Source organism: Geodermatophilus africanus (assembly GCF_900107105.1).
Classification (GTDB): Bacteria; Actinomycetota; Actinomycetes; order Mycobacteriales; family Geodermatophilaceae; genus Geodermatophilus; species Geodermatophilus africanus.
The window spans coordinates 294,096-314,143 of the sequence record NZ_FNOT01000002.1; the positions used below are offsets into that span (position 1 = coordinate 294,096).

Here is a 20,048-nt window from a genome sequence, read left to right on the forward strand (position 1 = left end):
GGCGCGCACGCGCCGGTTCCGCTCGGGCCGCCGATCCGCTGCACTGGCCGGTGCTGGCGTCGTCCCCGGCAGCCGCCACGGGAGCGCCGGCGCGCGAGAACCCGAGCAACCGTCCAGGAGGAACGCGATGAGCCAGGCCACCGAGACCGGCGACGTCACCGGCACCAAGGACAAGGACTACAACCTCATCTGGTTCACCGAGCAGTGCCTGAGCAACGCGCTGCGGCTGGAGACCTACATCCAGGACGCGGAGCGGGACGGCGACAACGAGCTCGCCGAGCTGTTCCGCAAGGCACAGAGCGACAGCCGCAAGGGTGCCGAGCGGGGCAAGGCGCTGCTGCGCTCCCGCATGAGCGGCTGAGTCCCGCGCAGGGGCCGGGGCCGGACGTCGTCCGGCCCCGGCCGCTGTTCGTTCCGCGGGACCGGCGTCCTTGCGGCGCGATGTCCTGGTCGTTGCCTGCCGCTGCACCGAGCCGGCCGAGGAGGGTGCGCGGATCGTCGACGGGCTGCGCGAGGTGGCGATGCCGGTCGCCGAGCACGTCGAGCCGATGCCCTACCCGGCGCCCGGCGCAGCCCCCGTCGTCCCCGGCCGGGGCCGACCGTGGTCAGGCCGCACCCGCCCCGAGAGGACCATCGGCCGTGCGGCTCAGCGGTGCAGCAGCGCGAACGTGGCGACGGCGTGCGCGACCGCCTCGCCGTCCTGCTCGACGTCGGCCTCGCACACGGTGAGGTGTGCGCCGCGGGTGCGCACCCGGCCGGTCACGAGGAGCGCGCCCGGCCGGCCCGGCCGCAGGTAGGTGACGGTGAGCTGGCTGGTCGCCGGCACCTCGCCCTCGCCCGTGGTGGTGCGCACCGCCTGGCCCATCGCGGTGTCCACCAGCGTGGCCAGCACACCGCCGTGCAGCGTGCCCGCCGGGTTCAGGTGCTCCTCGCGCACCTCGAAGGCGATCCGCGCAGCGCCGTCGTCGGCGTCCTCGACCCGTGCACCGATCCGCCCGGCGAAGCCCCCGGGGCCCGTCTGCTCGCTCATGCCGCCGCGCTACCCGTCCCGGAGCCCGCCGACGCACCGGCCGGACTCGTGCCGCGGGCGCCGGGGCCCTAGCGTCACGGGCGTCCGCCGGCCCAGCCGGCGCCGTCGGGAGGAGCAGGCGTGGGGGTACCGCAGCAGGTCCTGGACCGCTGGGCCGATGGCGAGCGGCTGTTCGCCACCGCGCTGGGCCGGCTGACCGACGAGGAGTTCGACGGCGCCTCGCTGCTGCCCGGCTGGGACCGCCGGCACGTCATCGCCCACGTCGCGCGGAACGCCGACGCGGTGGGCAACCTGCTGACCTGGGCGCGCACCGGGACCGAGACGCCGATGTACCCCTCACGGGAGGCGCGGGACGCCGGCATCGAGGAGTCCGCCGGGCTCGACCCGGCCCGGCTGCGCACCGAGCTGGTCGCCGCCACGGCCCGCTTCGCCGACGCCGTCCGCGGGCTTCCGGAGCCGGCCTGGTCGGCGACGGTGCGCACCATGCAGGACCGCGAGGTGCCGGCGTCCGAGGTGCCGTGGATGCGCTGTGTCGAGGTGACCGTGCACGCCGTCGACCTCGACGCCGGCGTGGGGTTCGCCGACGTCGACGATGCGGTGCTGGCGGCGATCTGCGAGGAGGTGCTCGCCGCCTGGGCGAGGCGCGGCGAGACGCCCGACGTCGTCGTCTTCGCCGGCGACCAGGAGTGGGGCAGCGGCGCGGTCGCCGTCTCCGGGTCGCTGCCGGTGGTCACCAGCTGGCTGACCGGGCGCAGCCGGGGCGAGGGGCTCGCCGTGGACGGCGCCCTGCCGCCGCTGCCCCGCTGGGTCTGAGGACCCCCGCGACCGGATCGCCGCGACCTCACCACCGGCCGCGTCGTCGTGCGCCGGTGTGGTCATCCGCCCGGCCGGAGACCACACCCGGCGCACACGCACCAGCGGCACCGGACACGCCGGACACTGGTGGTAACTGAACCTCACCGTCTCGTACAGTGCGGTCGTCCGGCGTCACGGGGGCGCCGGACACCGACTCCGCCTCCGGGCGCCGACGGTTGCGCGCCGCGCCGCCGGGGGTACCGGCACGGGACCTCTCGCCCAGCCCCGGAGTCGCCCGTGGACCCGACCGAACCGCCCGTGCCCGAGCTGCAGACCATGCCGCTGGGCCTCTATGACGTGGTCCAGTACGCGATCCTCGGCGCCGGGTTCGCGCTGTTCGCCTACTTCCTGTACGCGCTCACCAGCCGGGACGAGGTCTCCGCCCGGTACCGCCCCTCCTCGCACGCGGCGCTCTGCCTGGCCGCGGTGGCGACGGTCGCCTACCTGCTGCTCTACCTCGACTGGGACGGCGGCTTCCGGCTCGAGGACGGCGTGTACGTGCCGAACGAGGAGGCGCGGACGACGGAGAGCACGCGCTACATCGACTGGTCGGTCACCGTGCCGCTGCTCACCGTCGAGCTGCTGGCCGTCTGCTCGGTCGCCGGCAAGGCCGCCCGCCGGCTGCGCTCCAGCACCATGGCCGCGGCCCTCCTGATGATCGCCACCGGCTACCTGGGGGCACAGGTGCTCGACCAGGGCCGGGACCGGACCGCCCTGGTCGTGTGGGGGCTGATCAGCACCGCGTTCTTCGTCTACCTCTACGTCGCGCTCATCGGTGCGGTGCGCCGGTCTATGCCGACGATGGGGCCCGAGGCGGCGACCAGCCTGCGGAACGCGACGATCGTGCTGCTGAGCAGCTTCGGCGTGTACCCGCTGGTCTACGCCGTCCCCGTGTTCGCCGACGTCACCCCGGCCTGGTTCACCGCCATGCAGGTCGGCTACTCCGCGGCCGACGTCGTGGCCAAGGTCGGCTTCGGGGTCCTCGTGCACAAGGTGGCCAAGCTGCGCACCGCCGAGGACGTCGCGGCCGGTGTCGACACGCACCCCGAACCGGTGTGGTCGAGCAACGTGCACAAGAGCGAGGGCGTGCTGCCCGAGCTCGGCCGGGTCGCCCCGGCGGTGGTCGACCGGCTCGGCGGCGCACCGGACGGGGCAGCCGGGCGCCGGTCCGGCACGGCCGCCGGACGCCGCCGCGGGGACACCTGAGGCAGGTCCCCGGCCACCACCGGAGAAGGACCCCGTCCTCCTCACCGGAGAAGGACCCCGTCCTCACCCACCTCTCGCGGAGGACCCCGTCCTCCTCACCGCTCGCAGGCTCGCGGCGAGCCCCTGGACGGGGCCGACCCGGGACGGGGGCGAGCCTTCAGGGCAGTCGGGCGAGCAGCGCCCGGGCGAACGCCTCGGCGGCCGGGTCGACCGGCCCACCCGCCGCCGCGTCCCGCAGCCAGCCCGTCAGCGGCGCGGCCAGGGCGGGGGAGAGCGCCGCGATCCAGGCACCGGTCCCCGCCCGCGCCTCGGCCACGTGCTCGGTGCCGCCGTCGGCCGCGTGCGCGACCACCTCGGGGCGGCTGGCCAGCAGCCCGGCGACCCGCCAGTCTCCGGACGTCGTCCGGGCGGCGAGCGCCGCCAGTCGGTCGGCCGCCGTCCGCAGCAGGAGAAGGACCCCGTCCTCCTCGTGAAGGACCCCCTTGCCCCCCGCCACTCGCAAGCTCGCGGCGGGACCCTGCAAGGCGGCCGTCAGAGGCTCGCGGCGAGCCTCTGAGCGGGGCCGCCCCGGCGAGGCAGGCGGGTCACCGGCCGTCGGCTCGCGGCGCATGGGGACGTGCGGGATGCCGTCCTCGACGTAGCCCGCGCCGTTGCGCACGAAGCCGAACCGCGCGTACCAGCCCTCCAGGTGCGCCTGGGCGCCCAGCGTGATCGGGACGCCGTCGCACAGCGCGATCCCGGCCTCCATCAGCCGTGCCGCCAGCCCCTCGCCGCGGTGCGCGGCCGCGGTCGCCACCCGGCCGATCGCGCGGGTGGCGCCGTCGTCGAGGACGCGGATGGTGGCCGCGACGCCGCCGTCGTCGTCCTCGAACCACAGGTGCACGGTGGCCGGCTCGAGGTCCCGGCCGTCGAGCTCCGGGTACGGGCACTGCTGCTCCACCACGAAGACGTCGACCCGCAGCCGGCACAGCCCGTAGACCTCGGCGCCGGTCAGCTCGGCGAAGCGGGCCCTGCGCATGCGGAGCGGTGCAGCGGTCATGCGGGAGTTGTAGCCGATCGGGCAGGCCCGCCTGCCGCGGACCCGTGGTACACCTACTGGTGAGGTGTGCCTAACCTGTCCTCCGGACGACGCCGCCCCGGGGCGGCCCTGCCGGGCACGGGGTCCGGCGATCCGTCGGCGAGGAGGCCCACGTGCTCGGAGGAACCAGGCTCGGGCGGAGCACCGCCGCGGCGGCGGCCGCTCTTGTGGCTGCCGGGGCGCTGGCCGGCTGCGGCGGCGGGGACGCCGAGGCCGCGGAGACGCTGACGGTCTACAGCGCCCAGCACGAGAGCCTGGTCCGCACGATGCTCGAGGGCTTCACCGAGGAGACCGGCATCGCGCTGGAGTTCCGCGACGCCAACGACGCCGAGCTGGCCAACCAGATCGTGCAGGAGGGCGACGCCAGCCCGGCCGACGTCTTCCTCACCGAGAACAGCCCGTCGATCGACGTCCTCGACCGCGAGGGCCTGCTCGCCCCGCTGGAGCAGGCGACGCTCGACCAGGTCGGCGCGCGGTACCGGCCGTCCACGGGCAACTGGACCGGCTTCGCCGCCCGCTCCACCGTGCTCGTCCACAACCCCGCGCAGCTGCCGCAGGACCAGCTGCCGGCGTCGATCACGGACCTGGCGAACCCCGAGTGGGAGGGCCGGATCGGCATCGCCGCGGGCGGCGCGGACTTCCAGGCGATCGTCGCCGGCGTGCTGGCGCTGCGCGGCGAGGAGGCCACCCGGGCCTGGCTGGCGGGGCTGGAGCGCAACGCGAACGTGTACCCGAGCAACTCCGCGGTGATGGTCGCCGCCGACGAGGGCGAGATCGACGCCGGCGTCATGTACCACTACTACTTCTACCGGGACCGCGCCGAGAACGGGCTGAAGAGCGACGACGCCGAGCTGCACTTCTTCCGCAACGGCGACCCCGGCGCCTTCCTCAGCGTCTCCGGCGCCGGCGTCCTCGCCTCGTCCGACCAGCCGGAGCAGGCCCAGCAGCTGGTCGCCTACCTCACCGGCCCGGAGGCGCAGCAGCGGCTGGCCGAGAGCACGGCGCTCGAGTACGCCGTCGGCAACGACGTCCCCTCCGCGGAGGTGCTACCGCCGCTCGAGGAGCTGCAGGCGCCGGAGGTCGACCCGGGGTCGCTGGACCAGCAGCGGGTCACCGAGCTGATGCAGGACGTGGGGCTGCTCTGAACGCCCCCGCGTCGCCGGTCGCCGCGCCCGGGACGACGGCCCGGCCGGCCGTCCCGGGCCGGTCCCGCACGCGGTCCCCGCTGACCCTGCTGCTCGCCGCGGCGGTCGCGCTGCTCGCGCTCGTGCCGCTGGTCTTCGTCGTCGCGGAGGTGGCCGAGGTCGGCTGGGCCGGCTTGCGGGAGCTGGTGTTCCGCTCGCGGGTGGCCGAGCTGCTGGGCAACACCGCGCGGCTGGCCGGCGGCGCGGTGCTGCTGTGCGCCGTCCTCGGGGTGGGGGCGGCCTGGCTGGTGGAGCGCTCGGCGCTGCCGGGACGGCGGGTCTGGCACGTGCTGCTGGTGGCGCCGCTGGCCGTGCCGGCGTTCGTCAACAGCTACGCCTGGATCTCCGTGCTGCCCGGGCTGGACGCCTACGGCGGCGCGTTGCTGGTCGTGACGTTGTCGTACTTCCCGTTCGTCTACCTGCCGGCGGTCGCCGCCTTCCGCGGCCTGGACCCGGCGCTGGAGGACACCGCCCGCGGCCTGGGCCTCTCCGGCTGGGCGGTGTTCCGCCGGGTGCAGCTGCCGCAGCTGCGGGTGGCGGTGCTCGGCGGCGGCCTGCTCGTCGCGCTGCACGTGCTGGCCGAGTTCGGCGCGCTGCAGATGCTGCGCTACCCGACCTTCACCACCGCCATCTACGACCAGTACCGCGCCACCTTCAACGGTCCGGGCGCGACCGCGCTGGCCGGCGTCCTGCTGCTGCTGTGCCTGGGCCTGCTGCTGGCCGAGCTGCGGCTGCGCGGCCGGCGCGGCTACGCCCGCACCGGTGCCGGGGTGGCGCGCGCGGGGCGGCCGGTCCGGCTCGGGGCGCTCGCCGTCCCGGCGCTGCTGGGCCTGGGCGGGCTGGTGGCGCTGTCGCTGGCGGTGCCGCTGGGCAGCCTGGCGCTGTGGATGCTGCGCGGCTCGTCGACCGCGCTGGACCGGGCCGCGCTGCTGGAGGCCACGGGGACGACGCTCGGGCTGGCCGCCGTCGCCGCCGTCGTCACCACTGCGATGGCGCTGCCCACCGGCTGGCTCGCCGTCCGCGCCCGCGGCCGGGTGGCCACCCTGCTGGAGCGCAGCACCTACCTGGGCAGCTCGGTGCCGGCCATCGTGATCGCCCTCGCGCTGGTCACGGTCTCCCTCGAGGTGACGCCGTGGGCCTACCAGACGGTGCCCGTGCTGCTGGCCGCCTACGCGATCCTGTTCCTGCCCCGCGCGATCGTGACCGTGCGCGCCGCTGTCGAGCAGGCGCCGCGGGTCTACGACGACGTCGCCGCCTCGCTGGGCTCCTCGGCGGCCGACCGGCTGCGCCGGGTCACCCTGCCGCTGCTGGCCCCTGGCCTCGGTGCCGGCGCGGCCCTGGTGTTCCTGGCCGTGGTCACCGAGCTCACCGCCACCCTGCTGCTCGCGCCGATCGGCACCACGACGCTGGCCAGCGCCTTCTGGTCGGCCAGCAGCGCGCTGGAGTACGGCGCGGCCGCCCCCTACGCCGTGGTGATGGTGCTGCTCTCCGCGCCGGCCACCGTGCTGCTGTCCCGCGACGCCCGGCGCGGACTGACGACGTGACCCACCGACGAGGACGACTGCCATGAGCTCCCTGACCGTCGCCGGCGTGACGAAGTCCTACGGGCCGACGCCCGTGCTCACCGGCGTGGACCTGCACGTGCCCGAGGGCAGCTTCACCGCGCTGCTCGGCCCCTCCGGCTGCGGCAAGACGACGCTGCTGCGGCTCGTCGCCGGCTTCGACGACCCGGACCGCGGCACGGTCGAGCTGGGCGGCCGCATGGTGGCCGGCGCGGGCCGCAGCGTCCCCGCGCGGCGCCGGCACATCGGCTTCGTGCCGCAGGAGGGCGGGCTGTTCCCGCACCTGTCGGTCGCCGGCAACGTCGCCTTCGGCCTCCCGCGGCGGCAGCGCCGCGACGCCGGCCGGGTGGCCGCGCTGCTGGAGCTCGTCGGCCTGGACCCCGCGCTGGCCGAGCGCTCGCCGCACCAGCTCTCCGGCGGCCAGCAGCAGCGCGTCGCCCTGGCCCGCGCGCTCGCGCCGGCGCCGTCCCTGGTGCTGCTCGACGAGCCGTTCTCCTCGCTGGACGCCTCGCTGCGGGAGGAGACCCGGCAGGCGGTCGCCGACGCGCTGGGCGCGGCCGGCGCGACCGCCGTGCTGGTCACCCACGACCAGGCCGAGGCGCTGTCGATGGCCGACCAGGTGGCCGTGCTCCGCGGCGGCACGCTGGTGCAGCTGGCCGACCCGCGCACGCTCTACCGCAGCCCGCAGGACCTCGACGTCGCGACGTTCGTGGGGGAGTCGGTGGTGCTCGACGCCGACGTCCGGGCCGGCCGGGCGTACTCGCCCCTCGGCGTGCTCCAGCTCGAGCGCACCTGCCCCGACGGCCCGGTGCGGGTGCTGCTGCGCCCGGAGCAGCTGCGGCTCGGCCCGCCCGGGGGAGCCGGGCCGAACGCCCGCGTGCGCGGGGTGGACTTCTTCGGCCACGACGCTCGGGTGCGCCTCGAGCTGTCCTCGGGGATGGCGTTCAGCGCCCGGCTGGAGGGCTGGGACCTGCCGGCGGCGGGGGACGACGTGACGGTCGTCGTCCTCGGCGCGGCGCTGCCGTTCCCGAGGGACGACGTGGCACGCGTGCCGGCCTGAGGTCCCCCGGATGCCGGCTGTGGGTTAGGTGTGCCTAAGCTCACCTCCCGTGGATCTCTTCCTCTTCACGGTGGACCCCGGCTGGGGCGCCGACGTGGTCGCCGCGGGCGGTGCCGGGATCGTCGTGGACTGGGAGCGGCGCGGCAAGCACCGCCGCCAGCTCGGCGAGGGCACCCAGATCAACGGCGACACCCCCGCCGACCTCAGCCGCATGCGGGCGGCCACCGACGGCCGGCTGCTCTGCCGCATCAACGGCTTCGGCCCGTGGACGGCCGCCGAGGTGGACGACGCCGTCGCGCGCGGCGCGGACGAGCTGCTGCTGCCGATGGTGCGCACGGCCGCGGAGGTCGACCGCACCCTCGACCTGGTCGCCGGTCGCTGCGGCCTCGGCATCCTCGTCGAGACGCAGGACGGCGTGGCGCGGGCGACCGAGCTGGCCCGCCGTCCGCTGTCCCGGGTCTACGTGGGCCTGAACGACCTGCGCATCGACCGCGGTGCGCAGCAGCTGTTCACGCCGCTGGTCGACGGCACGGTGGACGCCGTCCGGGCCGTGGTGCCCGGCGCGTTCGGCGTCGGGGGGCTGACCCTGCCCGAGGACGGCGCTCCGGTGCCGGCCTGGCTGCTCGCCGCGGAGCTGGTGCGGCTGGGCGCGGACTTCACCTTCCTGCGGCGTTCGTTCACCGCCGACATGGCCGGGCGCGACCCGTTCGTCGAGGTGCCGCGGTTGCTCGCCGTCCTCACCGGGCTGGCGACGGCCACCGCCGCCGAGGTGGCCGAGCGCCGGGCCGCCTTCGCCGCCGCCGTGACCGGGGTGCCGGCGGCGCAGCCGGCGTGAGGGCCCTGGTCACCGGTGCCGGCGGCTTCGTCGGCCGGCACCTGGTCACGCGGCTGCGCGGCGACGGGTGGGACGTCGTCCCGCTGACCCGCGCTTCGGTCGACCTGGCCGATCCGGTCGCTGCTGCCGCCGTGGTGCGGGCGGCCGACCCGGACGTCGTCTTCTCGCTGGCCGCCGCGCGCCGGAAGGCGACGCCGGCGGAGCGGGCCGACACCGTCGCGGTCAACACCAGCCCGTGGCTGGTCGACGCGCTGCCCTCGCGCTGCCGGGCCGTGGTCCGGCTGGGGTCCTCGACCGAGTACGCCGCCGCGCCGGTGCCGCTGGCCGAGGACGCCGCGCTGCGCCCGCGCGGGTTCTTCGGCGCCACCAAGGCGGCCGGGTCGCTGCTGCTCCAGGCGGCCGCGGCCGAGCGGGGGGTGCGCTCGGCGGTGCTACGGGCGTTCCAGGTGTACGGGCCCGGCGACCACCCGACCCGGCTGGTGCCGGTCGTGCTGTCGGCGGCGCGCACCGGGGCGGTCGTCCCGCTGCCGGCGCGGGTGAGCCGCCGGGACTGGGTGTGGGTCGGCGACGTCGTGGACGCCTGCGTGCGGGCCGCGCTCGCCGACGACCTGCCGCCCGGCCAGGTGCTCAACCTCGGCACCGGCGTGCAGACCTCGACCGAGGAGCTGGTGTCGGTGGCGTCGCGGGTGACCGGCCGGCCGATCGCCGTGGCGGCGGGCGCGCACCCGGGCCGCGACTGGGACACCGACTGCTGGGTCGGCGACCCGGCGCTGGCGGCGTCCCTGCTGGACTGGCGGGCCTCCGTCGACCTGGCGGAAGGGCTGGCTCGTACGTGGGCCGCGCTCGCGTGACCCGGGTGGCCGTCGTCGTGCCGGTGTACCGGAACGCGGCGACGCTGGCTGAGCTGGTGGCCCGGCTGGGGACGGCGCTGGCCGGCCGGGACTGGCGGCTGCGGCTGGTGGTCGACGCCTGTCCTGCCGGCAGTGCGGAGGTCGCGCTGGCACTGGCGGGGCCGCGGGTCGCCGTCACCGGGCTGACCGTGAACGGTGGGCAGCACGCTGCCCTGCGGCAGGGTCTGGCCGACGAGCCGGACGCCGACGTGTGGGTGTGCATGGACGCCGACCTGCAGGACCCGCCGGAGGCCGTGCCGCTGCTGCTCGACCGGCTCGCCGCGGGCGACGTCGAGGCGGTGTTCGCCGGCCGTCGCGGGGCGTACGAGTCGCGGCTGCGGCGGGCGACCGGCGCGCTGCACCGCCGGGTGGCCGCGCGGCTGACCGGCCTGCCGCCGGACGCCGGCGCCTTCCTCGCCCTCGGCCCTGCCGTGCGGGCGGCCGTGCTGGCCGCGGAGGCCCCCAGCGTGGTGCTGGCCGTGGGCGTGGCCCGCCGGTCGGTGGCCAGCGTGCCGGTCGTGCGCGACGTGCGGCCGGAGGGGCGGTCGGCGTGGACGGCGCGGGCGCGGCTGGGGCAGTCGGTGCGCTCGCTGTGGTGGGCGCTGCGATCGGGCCGGGCTCGACCCTCCTGATGCGGTACCGCTGCAGCCCTGCAGCGGGGCAGACAGGCCTGGGAGTGCTCACCGTGCATGAGCCTCCGGAGGCCGCGCCGCCCCCTGATGTGGGCGCAGGGTGGCCGCGGACCCCTCTAACTCCTCCCCTCGTCCGACAACGGTGTCAAGCAGTCAGAAAATCTGTGGACAAGTCGCTGAGCTGCGAATTCAGGTGGTAGGGCATCCACGGATCGGTTAGACTTCGAACGTCTGATCGATCTGGTGGGAGGTGTCGTGAACGAGTTGACGGCCGCACTCGACGCGCTCGCCGCCGAGGACCTCAGCCCGCTGTTCGGCCCCGCCCTGCTGGATCGGCTGCGGCCGCTGCTGGTGCTGCAGCACCGGCTGGCCGCCGAGGTGGCCCGCACGGTGCGGGAGGCCGAGGTGTCCGGCGCGGCGGAGGTTGACGGGCTCAAGACGATGGCCTCCTGGCTGCGCGGGCACGCCCACCTGTCCACCTCCGAGGCGGCGCGGGTGGTGCGCGCCGGGCGGGCGCTGGCCCACCTGCCGGGCCTGGCCGCGGCGTTCGCCGCTGGGGAGGTCACCGGCGAGCAGGCCGCGGTCATCGGCCGGGTCGCCGAACCCGAGGCGCTGGCCCGCGCGGCCGAGCAGGACGTCGACCTGGCCGCGGTTGATCGAGTGCTCACCGATGTGGCACGCGAGCGGCCGCACGCGGACACCGCGAGGGCGGTGCACCACTACCTGGACCGACTGGACGAGGACGGTCCCGAACCGGATCCGACCGAGGGTCGCCGGCTGGTGCTGGCCAAGCACGCCGACGGATCCCTGTCAGGCCGCTTCGACCTCGACCCGGTCGGCGGGGAGCGGCTGCAGGCCGCCCTCGAGGCGCTCGTGCAGGCCGGCCGCAGCGCCGGTGACGCGCGCACCCGAGGCCAGCAGGCCGCGGACGCGCTGGTGCAGCTGTGCGACAACCAGTTGGCCACCGGGAGCCTGCCGACGCTGCGCGGCCACAAGCCGCAGGTCGTCGTCACGGTCGCCCTCGAGGACCTGGCCGACCCCGCGGTCGGCCGGGGGACGGCGGAGATGGGCTTCGGCGCCACCATCTCCGCGGCGCGGGCCCGCTGGCTGGCCTGCGACGGGGCGGTCACCCGCATCGTGATGGGCCCCGACGGCCTGCCGCTCGAGCACGGCCGCACGCTGCGGCTGTTCCCCGCGCACGTGCGCCGGGCCGCGGAGGTCCGCGACGGGGGCTGCGTGTTCGCCGGCTGCGGAGCGCCGACCTGGTGGTGCGACGTCCACCATCTGATCGAGTGGATGAACGGCGGCGAGACGAACCTGGAGAACGCCGCGCTGTTGTGCGAGCGGCACCACACCAAGGTCCACCACGGCTTCCGGGTCGAACGACAACCCGATGGCCGATGGCGCACCTGGCGACCCGACGGCACCGAGATCCTCATCGGACCGGGCCGCAGCGGCCTAATCCTCACCACCGCCGCCTGACCGGACCACCTGCCACCGCCGGCAGCCGACCGACGCCCACCCCTGGGCGCCGGCCGGCTGCTGGCTGCCGGGCGTCGGCACCCGCGGCAAGGGGCGGCTCCAGGCGGCCGGCCGGGCAGGTCAGCGAGTGGCCCACTCACGATGTGGTCCGCGGTGCACGGCCGCATAGACCTGGTCGCGCAGCTCGTTGGCGCGCCGGTCGGTCAGGGTCCCCGCCAGGGGGCGCAGCACCAGCCGCAGCAGCACGTTGACCTGGTCCCGCCGCAGCCCGAGCCGCCGCCGAGCGGTATCGGGGAGGTCGGTGTAGCCGGTGCTGGACAGGACGGTCACGGCCTCCAGGTCCTCGACCGCCGGGCCGAGGGAGGAGCGGACCGCGTCCCCGAGCAGCTCGGCGTCGACCGGGGCGTCGGTGACGATGGACAGGTCCCGGCGCACCGGCGGCTGCGAGGACACCGGCCGCCACGGGCGCAGGTCCAGCAGCTGTTCCGCGATGCGCGGCTCGGTCGAGCGCAGCACGCGGATGTCGGGGATGCCCTTGCGGAGCATCAGCGCGCGGTCCAGCCCCATGCCGAGCGCCAGGCCGGTGCAGCGGTCCGGGTCGAGGCCGGCGCCCGCGAGCACGTGCCCGGCGGCCAGTCCGCACTCGGCCAGCTCCACCCACCCGGCGGCGGTGCACACGTCGACCTGCAGGCCGGCCGTCGTGTACGGGTGGCGGGCAGGGGAGGTGCGCCAGCGCGCCCCGGGCAGCACGGCACCGACGACCAGCTCGACCATCTGCCGGAGGTCGCCGACGTCGAGCCGCCGCCCGACCGATCCGACCGTGGTGAGGCGCCACAGGTCCACCTGGTGGGGCGTGCCGACGTGCAGCCGGTCGATGGCGTCCCGGCGGTGGCACAGGCCGGGGAGCGCCAGGAGCACGTCGACCTCGGTCCCGGCGTTCCCGGCTCGGGCGAGCGCGCGGAGAGCGGGCGGGACGCCGGCCGTGGTGTGGCTGCGCAGCATCACCGTCTCGGCGGCGTAGCGGCTGTACCGGGCGTCCCGGGTGGTGTCGGCGGCCGCGTAGCCGAGGCGGTCGTAGTTGTCCTCCACGCTCACCAGCGGCCGGCGCCGCTGGACGTCGAGGGAGCAGCCCCAGGCGCCGGTCAGGGCGGCCAGCACGTCGTCCAGCAGCGCCTGCACCGCGTGCGGACCGCCGACGGGGTCGGACAGGTCGCGCAGCTCGAGCGCGACCGCGAGGTCGTGGGGGGACAGCAGGGGAGGAGTCACGGGAGGCCCTTCGGGGACGTCGGCGGGGAGGGAGGGGCACCCCCGGCCGACGGCTCCGCGACGGGCTACCGGCTGACCTCGGCGCCCACACGGCTGCTCGGCAGCCGGGGGCGGGCGAAGGAGGTCACAGGTCGACGGTAGCGCCGGCGGACGACACCGCGCACGCGATTTCGGCGCGGCCACGGGAGCCTCGGCCGGCGTCGTGGCCGGGCGGCTCAGCGTTCCCAGAGCTGCACGAGCAGGTCGGTCTTCGAGGCGTCGAACGCGTGCTCGTCGACCACCCGCAGCCCCGCGTCGAGCAGGAGGTCGTCGTCGTCGGTGGACACCACCTCGCCCCGGATCGCCCGGCGGACCAGCCATACCCGGTCCGCGGTCGCCGGGGCGTCGTCCGGCGGCAGCACGACGTCGGCCTGCAGCTGCGGCGCCGTCGTCCGCACGTAGTGGTCCAGGCCGGTCGCCGAGCGCTGGTCCGCCGCGACGACCGGCTCGCCGGCACGGTGCCGCTCCGCGAGCAGCGCCACGACGTCGTCCGCGCGCTCCCGGGGCTCGCGCTCGGCCAGCGGCGAGGACGCGACCAGCGAGCACGCCACCAGCAACCCGGCGACCGGCGCCCGGGCGACCCTCGGCGCCGCCAGCGCACCCACCGCCGCCAGCACGCCGAGCCCCAGCAATCCCGCCAGCAGGTAGCGCGGCAGGTACACCGGCCGCAGCTGCTCGGCCAGCTGCAGCAGCCCCAGCGGGACGAGCACCCAGCAGATCCCGACCACGCGCGCCCCGGCGCCGCGCAGCGCGCCCAGCACGGCGAGCCCCACGGTCAGGAACAGCAGCGGCCGCAGCCCGCCGGCCCACGCCTCGACGGCGAGGTCGGCCAGCGTCCCCTCGGTGTCGCGCAGGTGATCGGCGTTGCGCGCGCCGGTCCCGTTGAGCAGGTTCACCCCGACCAGTCCGACGACGGGCAGCACCGCCGCGGCGCCGGTGAGCACCACCGGCCACGCCCGCAGCCCGCGCAGCAGCAGAGCCGTGACGACGAACGCCGCCAGCACGGTGGCCGCGTACCAGTGCGCCAGCCCCATCCCGGCCCCGGCCACCCCGAACAGCAGCAGCCCCCGCGGCGCCCTCTGCAGCCAGCGCACCAGCCCCAGCAGCGCCCCGCCGGTCGCCAGCACCGCCAGTCCGTACGGGCGCGCCTCCACCGCCTGCTCCAGCAGCAGCGGGCTCGCCGCCAGCACGACCCCGGCCAGCACCCCGGCCGCGCGGGAGGTCAGCCGGGTCACCGCCCGCGTGATCGCCGCCAGCCCGCCGGCGGTCGCGAGCAGCGACAGCACCCGCAACGAGACGTCCCCGCCGGTCCCCGGCAGCAGCAGCCACGTGTGCACGACGAAGTACCAGGGCGCGTTGTACGACGGCGGGACGTCGGCCAGGTAGCTCGTCGTCCCCCGTCCCTCCACGATCGCCGCGAGGATCTCGCCGTACGGCCGGCGCCCCACCTCGGCGGTGAACAGCTCGTCGAACCACAGCCCGTGCCCCGGCAGGAGCAGCACCGTGCCCAGCAGGACGACGGCCAGCGGCGGCAGCAGCTCGAGCACCGACCAGCGGGTGGACGGTGACGGCGCGGGGACCCGTGGTGCCGGTGCGGACACCCGTTCGGCCGTCGTGCTCACGCCCAGCAGGTTAGGCGACCCTTTCTCGGGGGCCGGAGGTGTCGTCGGTCCGCCGTATCGTCCGCGGCCGAGACAGGGGAGGGGAGCGGTGACCGCAGGTCCCGGGCCCAGCCCGCCGCCGACGTCGGAGACGGTCGCCCGGCGGTTCCGCAGCCAGCCGCGCCGCGACACCCCGCACGAGCTCGCCGTCCGCCGGCGGCTGCACGCCCGTGGCGTGCGCTACCGCTGGAAGGACGGGGTCCTCCATCAGTGCTCCGGGTCGTCCTGCTCGTTGCGGGCGCGCTTCCAGAACGGGACGGCGAGCCACCACCAGGCCAGCAGGGCACCCACCACCGCGGCGGTGAACCACGCGAGGGTCAGGTCGAAGACCACGTCGGTCACCAGCAGCACCGCGCTGACGATCGCCACCGCCAGCACGGTCAGTCCGAGGGTCGCCGACCGGTTGCTGCGCCGCAGCAGCGCCTCCTTGTCCTGCTGCCGGAAGAGGACCCGGTGCTGCGCGGCCGGCGCGATGAGCAGGCCGGTCGCCACGGCGGCGGCGAGCAGCGTGACGAAGTAGACATCGCGCTGGAAGTCGGTGAGTTCGGCGCCGCGCTGCTGGAAGGGGACGACGAGCAGGAACGCGAAGAGGAACTGCACCCCCGGCAGGGCCACCCGCAGTTCGTTGAGCAGCTCCATGAGCTCGCGGTCGATGCGTTCCTTGCGGCTCTCGTAGGACGAGTCGCCGCTGCGCTGAGGACTCCGCACGTCCGTCACGCTCCTCGCCTCCCGTTCACCCGCTGTTCACCTCTGGCCGGATGGTGCCACGCCGTGGTGCGGGGTGAGCGCGGTTCGAACGCGCATCGAACCAGGACACCCGCGAGGGGGACGTGTCGATGTGGACGCCTTTGGAGCCTCACCGGCAGGAGGAGACCGGTGGCGCTGGAGGGTGGCGGGCAGCAGGCCGCCGAGGACGGCGACCCGCCGTTCCGCCCCCGGACCCCGGCGACGCCGGACGGGGCTGGCACACGACGAGGCCCGGTGGACCGGATCGGTCCACCGGGCCTCGTACGGGAGGGTCAGCCGCCGACGGCCGCGATGGCGCGGTCCACCAGGTCGTAGTGGCCCACCGCCCAGAAGACGACGCCGGCCGCGGCCAGGCCCCCGATCGTCACGGCGGCCGAGCTCACCGGGTGCTGCTTGGCGTGCGCCCAGGTGTCGCGGGCCTGGCGGCGGAACGCGGCGAAGAAGCGCCGCGCCCACTCGAACTCGGTGGACCACACCCAGAACCCGACCAGGATCGGCGGGATGGTGAGCGGCCCCGGCAGCACGGTGAGCGCCAGACCGAGCAGGACGAACAGCAGCCCGGCGAAGAACACCGCGATCCGGTAGACGGTGGCCAGCCCCGGCTTGCGCCGGACGCGGTCGCGCCATGATCCGGGCTCGACCGGACGCGGCTGGCCCAGCCCGTCGGTGCAGTCGGGGCAGCGGGTCGCGCCGCTGCCGGCGTGCGTCTGGTCGCGGGCATCGAGGGTGCGGGTCACCAGGACTCCTGGGTCGGCTCGGGGGTGCGGAGGAGCGCGGTCAGCGCTGCGCTAGTCCGCGCGCGACCTCGCTGGGCCGCTGCTGCTCACCGGCGTACGAGCTGACCACCACGAGGGCACCCGTCAGGGCCGGGATCACCCACTGCAGCTGGTCGAGCTTCGCCTGGGCCGCGGCCACCTCGGCCTTGGCCCGCTTGCTCGGCTTGGTGCCCGAGCGCGACGGCGTCCCACCGGCGTCGGACACGACCTTGCCCAGTGCCCGGCTGTACGCGGTGACGCCCAGCGCTGCTGCGGTCAACGTGGTCTTGAGCGCGCTCATGCCCGCGACGCCCTGCTGCTCGGCGACCCTCCTGCGGTTGCCGAGCAGCTGGCCGACGCTGCCGACGAGGTGCGCGCCGATGGCCGCGGCGTTGACCGGCGTCCACCGGTCCCAGCCGGCGTTGGCGACCCGGCCGGTGTCCGAGGCGCTGCCGGCCTCACCGGCGGCGGCGTTGAGCGCCACGGCGTTGGCGAGCGTGCCGCCGAACCAGGCGGACAGTCCGAGGTCGTGCAGCGAACGGGACAGGGTGTTGCGCGCCATGCTGAGCTCCTCCTGGAGAGTCTGTGGGTGGAGTCGCTCTACCCCGTCTCCGTGATCCACACGCGATGGCGCAGATCGGTTGCTCAGCCGTAGCGCAGCGCCGCCCGGCGGCGTGCCTTGGCCGCTTCCTCCTCGCGGTCCTTGGGCGGCGCGGTGGTGACCAGCGCGGCCAGCAGCCGGGCGGAGGCCTCGGCGACCTCCGCGACGGCGCGGTCGAACGCCTCCGCGTTGGCTTGGGACGGCTTCGCCGTCCCGCTGATCTTGCGCACGTACTGCAGTGCGGCGGCGTGCACCTCGTCCTCGGTGACGGGCGGCTCGAAGTTGGCCAGCGGCCGGATGTTGCGGCACATGCGCGGCAGCGTAGGAGCGCGTACCGACGTCCGGGAGCCTCAGCCGCCGAAGCCGGCCCGGTCGACCCGGCGGTGGTAGCGGGTGCCCAGCGCGCCGCCGAGCAGCGCACCGAGCAGGGCGGCCCCCGCGACCGCCGCGAGCGTCACGAGCCCGGCGGTGGTGGCGGTGCCCTCGCCGACCGGGATGCGCGGCAGCTCCAGCCGGGCGAGCACGTTGAACTGGCTGCCGATCACCGCCACGGCGCCGGAGAGCACCAGCACCACGACCAGGCCGACCAGCCACACCGCCAGGCCCTGGCGGACGCCGGCGAAGCGCGACATCCGCCCGGCCACGTACCCGCCGGCCAGGTAGGAGACGAAGAGGACGACGAGCAGCGCGACCGCCCCGCGCAGCCCGATCGCCTCGGCCGACGCGCCGTCGGTCAGCCCCAGCCCGGTGCCGGCCGCCGCCACCAGTGCCAGCAGCGGCACCGCCAGACCGGTCGCCGACAGCCAGCCGAAGAAGGCCGCCCCCCAGCTGGTGCCGCCGAACTGCGACCGCTGGACGGCGACGGCCTGCCGGGCGGTGGCCGCCCGTGCCGCGCCGTCGGCTCCCGGCAGCGGGTGGTCGGTGCGCGCCATGGCGGGCCTCCTGGGGAAGATCGGAGCCGGACGTGCGCGGGAGTGCCCGGTGCGGGCTCCGGGAAACGGCGCGCCGGGGAGGAGGCGGCGGTGGTCGTGCTGCTGGTGGACGCCGCGAACGTGGTCGGCTCCCGGCCCGACGGCTGGTGGCGCGACCGGGCCGGTGCGACCTCACGGCTGCTGGCGCGGCTGGCCCCGCTGACCGGCCGGGAGCTGCCCGCCCCCGGCGGTGGTGCGGTCGTCTGCGACGAGGTGGTGGCGGTCGTCGAGGGGGCGGCGCGCGGTGTCGACGCGCCACCCCGGGTCACCCTGGTCCGGGCCGAGGGCAGCGGGGACGACGCCCTGGCCGGGTCCGCCGCGCGGCTGGCGGGCGAGGGCCGCGAGTTGCTGGTGGTCACCGCCGACCGCGGCCTGCGCGCCCGACTGCCGGAGGGCGCCGCCGTCGCTGGTCCCGGGTGGCTGTACGACGTGCTGCCCGCATGACCCGGGAGACGGGTGGGTAGAGCGACTCCACCGACGCACCCGACCCGTCCGCGCGTCGGGGTCCACTCCCGAGCCCGAGGAGCCGCATGCCGCCGACCGACGCGCCGTCCCGCCCGCTGACCGCCCTCGTCACCGGCGCCTCGAGCGGGATCGGCCGGGCCACCGTGCACGCCCTGGCCGCCCGCGGCGCCCGGCTGGTGCTCGTCGCCCGGGGCCGAGAGGCGCTGGAGGAGACCGCGGCCGAGGCCCGGAAGAGGGGCGCGGACGACGTCCTGGTCTGCCCGGCCGACGTCACCGACGCCGACGCCGTGCAGCGGACCGTCGAGGCCGCGGTCACGCGCCTCGGCCGGCTCGACGCCGTCGTCCACTCGGCGCAGACCATGGCCTACGGCCGGGTCGAGGATGTGCCCCGCGAGGCCTTCGAGACCGTCGTCGACACCGCGCTGCACGGCACCGCGAACATCGCCCGCTCCGCGCTGCCGCTCTTCCGCCGCCAGGAGGCCGGCCACCTCGTCGTGGTCAGCTCGCTGTTGGCCTCGGTGAGCGCGCCGCTCATGGGCACCTACGTGGCGGCCAAGTGGGGGCAGCTTGGGCTGGTCCGCACCCTGCAGCAGGAGACCCGCGACGCCCCGGGCGTGCACGTCTCCGCCGTCGCCCCCGGCGGGGTCAACACCCCGATCTACTACCAGGGCGCGACCTGGGCCGGCAGTACCGGCCGGCCGCCGCCCCCGGTCTACTCGCCGGAGCGGGTGGCCCGCGCGGTGGTGGCCCGGCTCGACCGGCCCCGGCGGCTGGTGCAGTCCGGCTTCGCCAACCCGGTGGTCATCGCCGGCTTCCGGCTGCTGCCGGCGGTCTACGACGCGCTCGTCGGCCCGCTGTTCCGGGTGTTCGCCCTGGCGGGGGACGGCGCGCCGCCCAGCGAGGGCAACGTGTTCGCCTCGCGGCCGGAGCGCAACGGCAAGGACGGCCGCTGGCGCGGTCTCTGAGGCGCCGGGGCGGTCACCAGCGCCCGGACCGGTCGGCCAGCTCCTGCTCGAACGCGCTGACGATCCCCGCGGCGACGTCGCGGAGCTTGATGTTGCGCCGCTGGGAGGCGATCCGCAGCAGGCCGAAGGCCTGGTCAGCGGTGCAGCGCTCCTGGGCCATGAGCAGGCCGACCGCCTGGCCGATGGTGGCCCGGGTGTCCAGCCCGCCGAGCAGGGACTCGGCGCGGGAGTCGCTGTCGGCGATCCGCAGCGCCACCGCGAGCGCACCGGTGGCCTGCTCCGCCCAGCCGGCCGCGGTGGCCTCGTCCTCGCCGCTGAACGCCTCCGGCTCGGTGGCGTAGAGGTTCAGCGCGCCGCTGCTGCGCCCCTCGACCACCAGCGGCAGCGACAGCGACGAGCGGACGCCGAGCTGCGCGGCCCGCGCGGGGTAGGGCGACCAGCGCTCCTCGGTGGCCATGTCGCCGACCCGCACGACGCTGCCGGTGCGCATCGACTCCAGGCAGGGGCCGGCGTCGACCTCGTACTGACGCTCGTCGGCGCGGTCGGCCAGCGGCCCGGTGCTGGCCACGGTCACCCCGCTGCCGTCGCGGGTGAGCGTCAGCCCGCAGGCCTCGGCGTGCCGCACCTGCCGCGCGGCCAGCTGCACCAGGTCGCCGAGGAAGGACCTCAGGTCCCCGCCCGCCACCAGCAGGGCGAGCAGCTCGCCGTCGGCCGACCGTGTGTCCTCTCCCGCCGTCGCCACTGCCCGTCCTCCGCGTCGTGCT

Annotated in this window: 22 protein-coding genes; 12 read left to right on the forward strand and 10 right to left on the reverse strand. The window is 76.1% G+C overall.

Annotation, left to right across the window (positions count from 1 at the left end; genetic code table 11):
* Positions 1–127: 127 nt before the first annotated feature.
* Positions 128–361, forward strand: a complete 234-nt coding sequence (locus BLW63_RS04025; protein WP_091151735.1) for a hypothetical protein — start codon at positions 128–130, stop codon at positions 359–361.
* Positions 362–646: 285 nt separating this feature from the next.
* On the opposite strand, the gene BLW63_RS04030 is transcribed toward BLW63_RS04025, so the two are convergent.
* A complete protein-coding gene (locus BLW63_RS04030; RefSeq protein ID WP_091151736.1) occupies positions 647–1,030 on the reverse strand; it encodes a PaaI family thioesterase in 384 nt (127 codons plus the stop codon).
* Between the two features lie 120 nt (positions 1,031–1,150).
* Between BLW63_RS04030 and BLW63_RS04035 the strand changes: the two genes are divergently transcribed.
* Positions 1,151–1,843 (forward strand): maleylpyruvate isomerase family mycothiol-dependent enzyme, encoded by a 693-nt coding sequence (locus tag BLW63_RS04035; protein WP_091151739.1) that lies wholly within the window; start codon positions 1,151–1,153, stop codon positions 1,841–1,843.
* A gap of 279 nt (positions 1,844–2,122) precedes the next feature.
* Positions 2,123–3,091 carry a bacteriorhodopsin gene (locus tag BLW63_RS04040; RefSeq protein ID WP_211516987.1) on the forward strand — a complete coding sequence of 323 codons (969 nt, stop codon included), beginning with the start codon at positions 2,123–2,125 and terminating at the stop codon, positions 3,089–3,091.
* Positions 3,092–3,248: 157 nt separating this feature from the next.
* On the opposite strand, the gene BLW63_RS27755 is transcribed toward BLW63_RS04040, so the two are convergent.
* Positions 3,249–4,130, reverse strand: coding sequence for a GNAT family N-acetyltransferase (locus tag BLW63_RS27755; RefSeq protein WP_091151741.1), 882 nt, complete (start codon positions 4,128–4,130; stop codon positions 3,249–3,251).
* Between the two features lie 152 nt (positions 4,131–4,282).
* On the opposite strand from BLW63_RS27755, the gene BLW63_RS04050 reads away from it, so the two are divergent.
* From BLW63_RS04050 to BLW63_RS04080, 7 genes are all read left to right on the forward strand, one after another.
* Entirely contained in the window at positions 4,283–5,314 is a 1,032-nt protein-coding gene (locus BLW63_RS04050) for an iron ABC transporter substrate-binding protein (RefSeq protein WP_091151743.1), read from the forward strand.
* Between the two features lie 122 nt (positions 5,315–5,436).
* A complete protein-coding gene (locus BLW63_RS04055; RefSeq protein WP_244522340.1) occupies positions 5,437–6,897 on the forward strand; it encodes an ABC transporter permease in 1,461 nt (486 codons plus the stop codon).
* A 22-nt stretch (positions 6,898–6,919) separates the two neighbouring features.
* Positions 6,920–7,975, forward strand: coding sequence for an ABC transporter ATP-binding protein (locus tag BLW63_RS04060; protein WP_091151746.1), 1,056 nt, complete (start codon positions 6,920–6,922; stop codon positions 7,973–7,975).
* Between the two features lie 49 nt (positions 7,976–8,024).
* Entirely contained in the window at positions 8,025–8,810 is a 786-nt protein-coding gene (locus BLW63_RS04065; protein WP_091151747.1) for an aldolase/citrate lyase family protein, read from the forward strand.
* Positions 8,807–9,661, forward strand: a complete 855-nt coding sequence (locus BLW63_RS04070; protein ID WP_091151749.1) for an NAD-dependent epimerase/dehydratase family protein — start codon at positions 8,807–8,809, stop codon at positions 9,659–9,661. The genes BLW63_RS04065 and BLW63_RS04070 overlap by 4 nt, the downstream gene beginning before the upstream one ends.
* Before the next feature lie 5 nt (positions 9,662–9,666).
* Positions 9,667–10,332 (forward strand): glycosyltransferase, encoded by a 666-nt coding sequence (locus BLW63_RS04075; protein WP_244522341.1) that lies wholly within the window; start codon positions 9,667–9,669, stop codon positions 10,330–10,332.
* 255 nt (positions 10,333–10,587) lie between these two features.
* Complete coding sequence (locus tag BLW63_RS04080) at positions 10,588–11,814, forward strand: HNH endonuclease signature motif containing protein (RefSeq protein ID WP_091151751.1); 1,227 nt, start codon at positions 10,588–10,590, stop codon at positions 11,812–11,814.
* Positions 11,815–11,934: 120 nt separating this feature from the next.
* On the opposite strand, the gene srmL is transcribed toward BLW63_RS04080, so the two are convergent.
* From srmL to BLW63_RS04115, 7 genes are all read right to left on the reverse strand, one after another.
* Positions 11,935–13,080, reverse strand: a complete 1,146-nt coding sequence (gene srmL / locus BLW63_RS04085; RefSeq protein WP_170856636.1) for a PheS-related mystery ligase SrmL — start codon at positions 13,078–13,080, stop codon at positions 11,935–11,937.
* A 215-nt stretch (positions 13,081–13,295) separates the two neighbouring features.
* Positions 13,296–14,741 (reverse strand): glycosyltransferase family 39 protein, encoded by a 1,446-nt coding sequence (locus tag BLW63_RS04090; RefSeq protein ID WP_244522342.1) that lies wholly within the window; start codon positions 14,739–14,741, stop codon positions 13,296–13,298.
* A gap of 246 nt (positions 14,742–14,987) precedes the next feature.
* Positions 14,988–15,488 carry a DUF6328 family protein gene (locus BLW63_RS04095; protein WP_244522343.1) on the reverse strand — a complete coding sequence of 167 codons (501 nt, stop codon included), beginning with the start codon at positions 15,486–15,488 and terminating at the stop codon, positions 14,988–14,990.
* Positions 15,489–15,799: 311 nt separating this feature from the next.
* Entirely contained in the window at positions 15,800–16,264 is a 465-nt protein-coding gene (locus BLW63_RS04100; RefSeq protein WP_170856637.1) for a PGPGW domain-containing protein, read from the reverse strand.
* Positions 16,265–16,304: 40 nt separating this feature from the next.
* Positions 16,305–16,844: a hypothetical protein gene (locus BLW63_RS04105; RefSeq protein WP_091151758.1), complete on the reverse strand. Its 540-nt coding sequence runs from the start codon at positions 16,842–16,844 to the stop codon at positions 16,305–16,307.
* 83 nt (positions 16,845–16,927) lie between these two features.
* Positions 16,928–17,194, reverse strand: coding sequence for a DUF2277 domain-containing protein (locus BLW63_RS04110; protein WP_091151760.1), 267 nt, complete (start codon positions 17,192–17,194; stop codon positions 16,928–16,930).
* Between the two features lie 39 nt (positions 17,195–17,233).
* Positions 17,234–17,815: a hypothetical protein gene (locus BLW63_RS04115; RefSeq protein ID WP_091151762.1), complete on the reverse strand. Its 582-nt coding sequence runs from the start codon at positions 17,813–17,815 to the stop codon at positions 17,234–17,236.
* A gap of 90 nt (positions 17,816–17,905) precedes the next feature.
* On the opposite strand from BLW63_RS04115, the gene BLW63_RS04120 reads away from it, so the two are divergent.
* Both BLW63_RS04120 and BLW63_RS04125 read left to right on the forward strand, forming a co-directional pair.
* Positions 17,906–18,298, forward strand: coding sequence for a hypothetical protein (locus BLW63_RS04120; RefSeq protein WP_091151764.1), 393 nt, complete (start codon positions 17,906–17,908; stop codon positions 18,296–18,298).
* An 86-nt stretch (positions 18,299–18,384) separates the two neighbouring features.
* Positions 18,385–19,284: an SDR family NAD(P)-dependent oxidoreductase gene (locus BLW63_RS04125; protein ID WP_091151767.1), complete on the forward strand. Its 900-nt coding sequence runs from the start codon at positions 18,385–18,387 to the stop codon at positions 19,282–19,284.
* A 13-nt stretch (positions 19,285–19,297) separates the two neighbouring features.
* Here the strand turns inward: BLW63_RS04125 and BLW63_RS04140 are convergent, their stop codons facing one another.
* A complete protein-coding gene (locus tag BLW63_RS04140) occupies positions 19,298–20,026 on the reverse strand; it encodes a GAF and ANTAR domain-containing protein (RefSeq protein ID WP_170856638.1) in 729 nt (242 codons plus the stop codon).
* Positions 20,027–20,048 lie beyond the last annotated feature (22 nt).

Excerpts from the sequence above, each read along its gene's own strand:
- BLW63_RS04025 (WP_091151735.1), top strand. The coding sequence starts at position 128 with ATGAGCCAGGCCACCGAGACCGGCGACGTCACCGGCACCAAGGACAAG.
- BLW63_RS04030 (WP_091151736.1), bottom strand. The coding sequence starts at position 1,030 with ATGAGCGAGCAGACGGGCCCCGGGGGCTTCGCCGGGCGGATCGGTGCA.
- BLW63_RS27755 (WP_091151741.1), bottom strand. The coding sequence starts at position 4,130 with ATGACCGCTGCACCGCTCCGCATGCGCAGGGCCCGCTTCGCCGAGCTG.
- BLW63_RS04060 (WP_091151746.1), top strand. The coding sequence starts at position 6,920 with ATGAGCTCCCTGACCGTCGCCGGCGTGACGAAGTCCTACGGGCCGACG.
- BLW63_RS04105 (WP_091151758.1), bottom strand. The coding sequence starts at position 16,844 with ATGGCGCGCAACACCCTGTCCCGTTCGCTGCACGACCTCGGACTGTCC.
- BLW63_RS04110 (WP_091151760.1), bottom strand. The coding sequence starts at position 17,194 with ATGTGCCGCAACATCCGGCCGCTGGCCAACTTCGAGCCGCCCGTCACC.
- BLW63_RS04115 (WP_091151762.1), bottom strand. The coding sequence starts at position 17,815 with ATGGCGCGCACCGACCACCCGCTGCCGGGAGCCGACGGCGCGGCACGG.
- BLW63_RS04125 (WP_091151767.1), top strand. The coding sequence starts at position 18,385 with ATGCCGCCGACCGACGCGCCGTCCCGCCCGCTGACCGCCCTCGTCACC.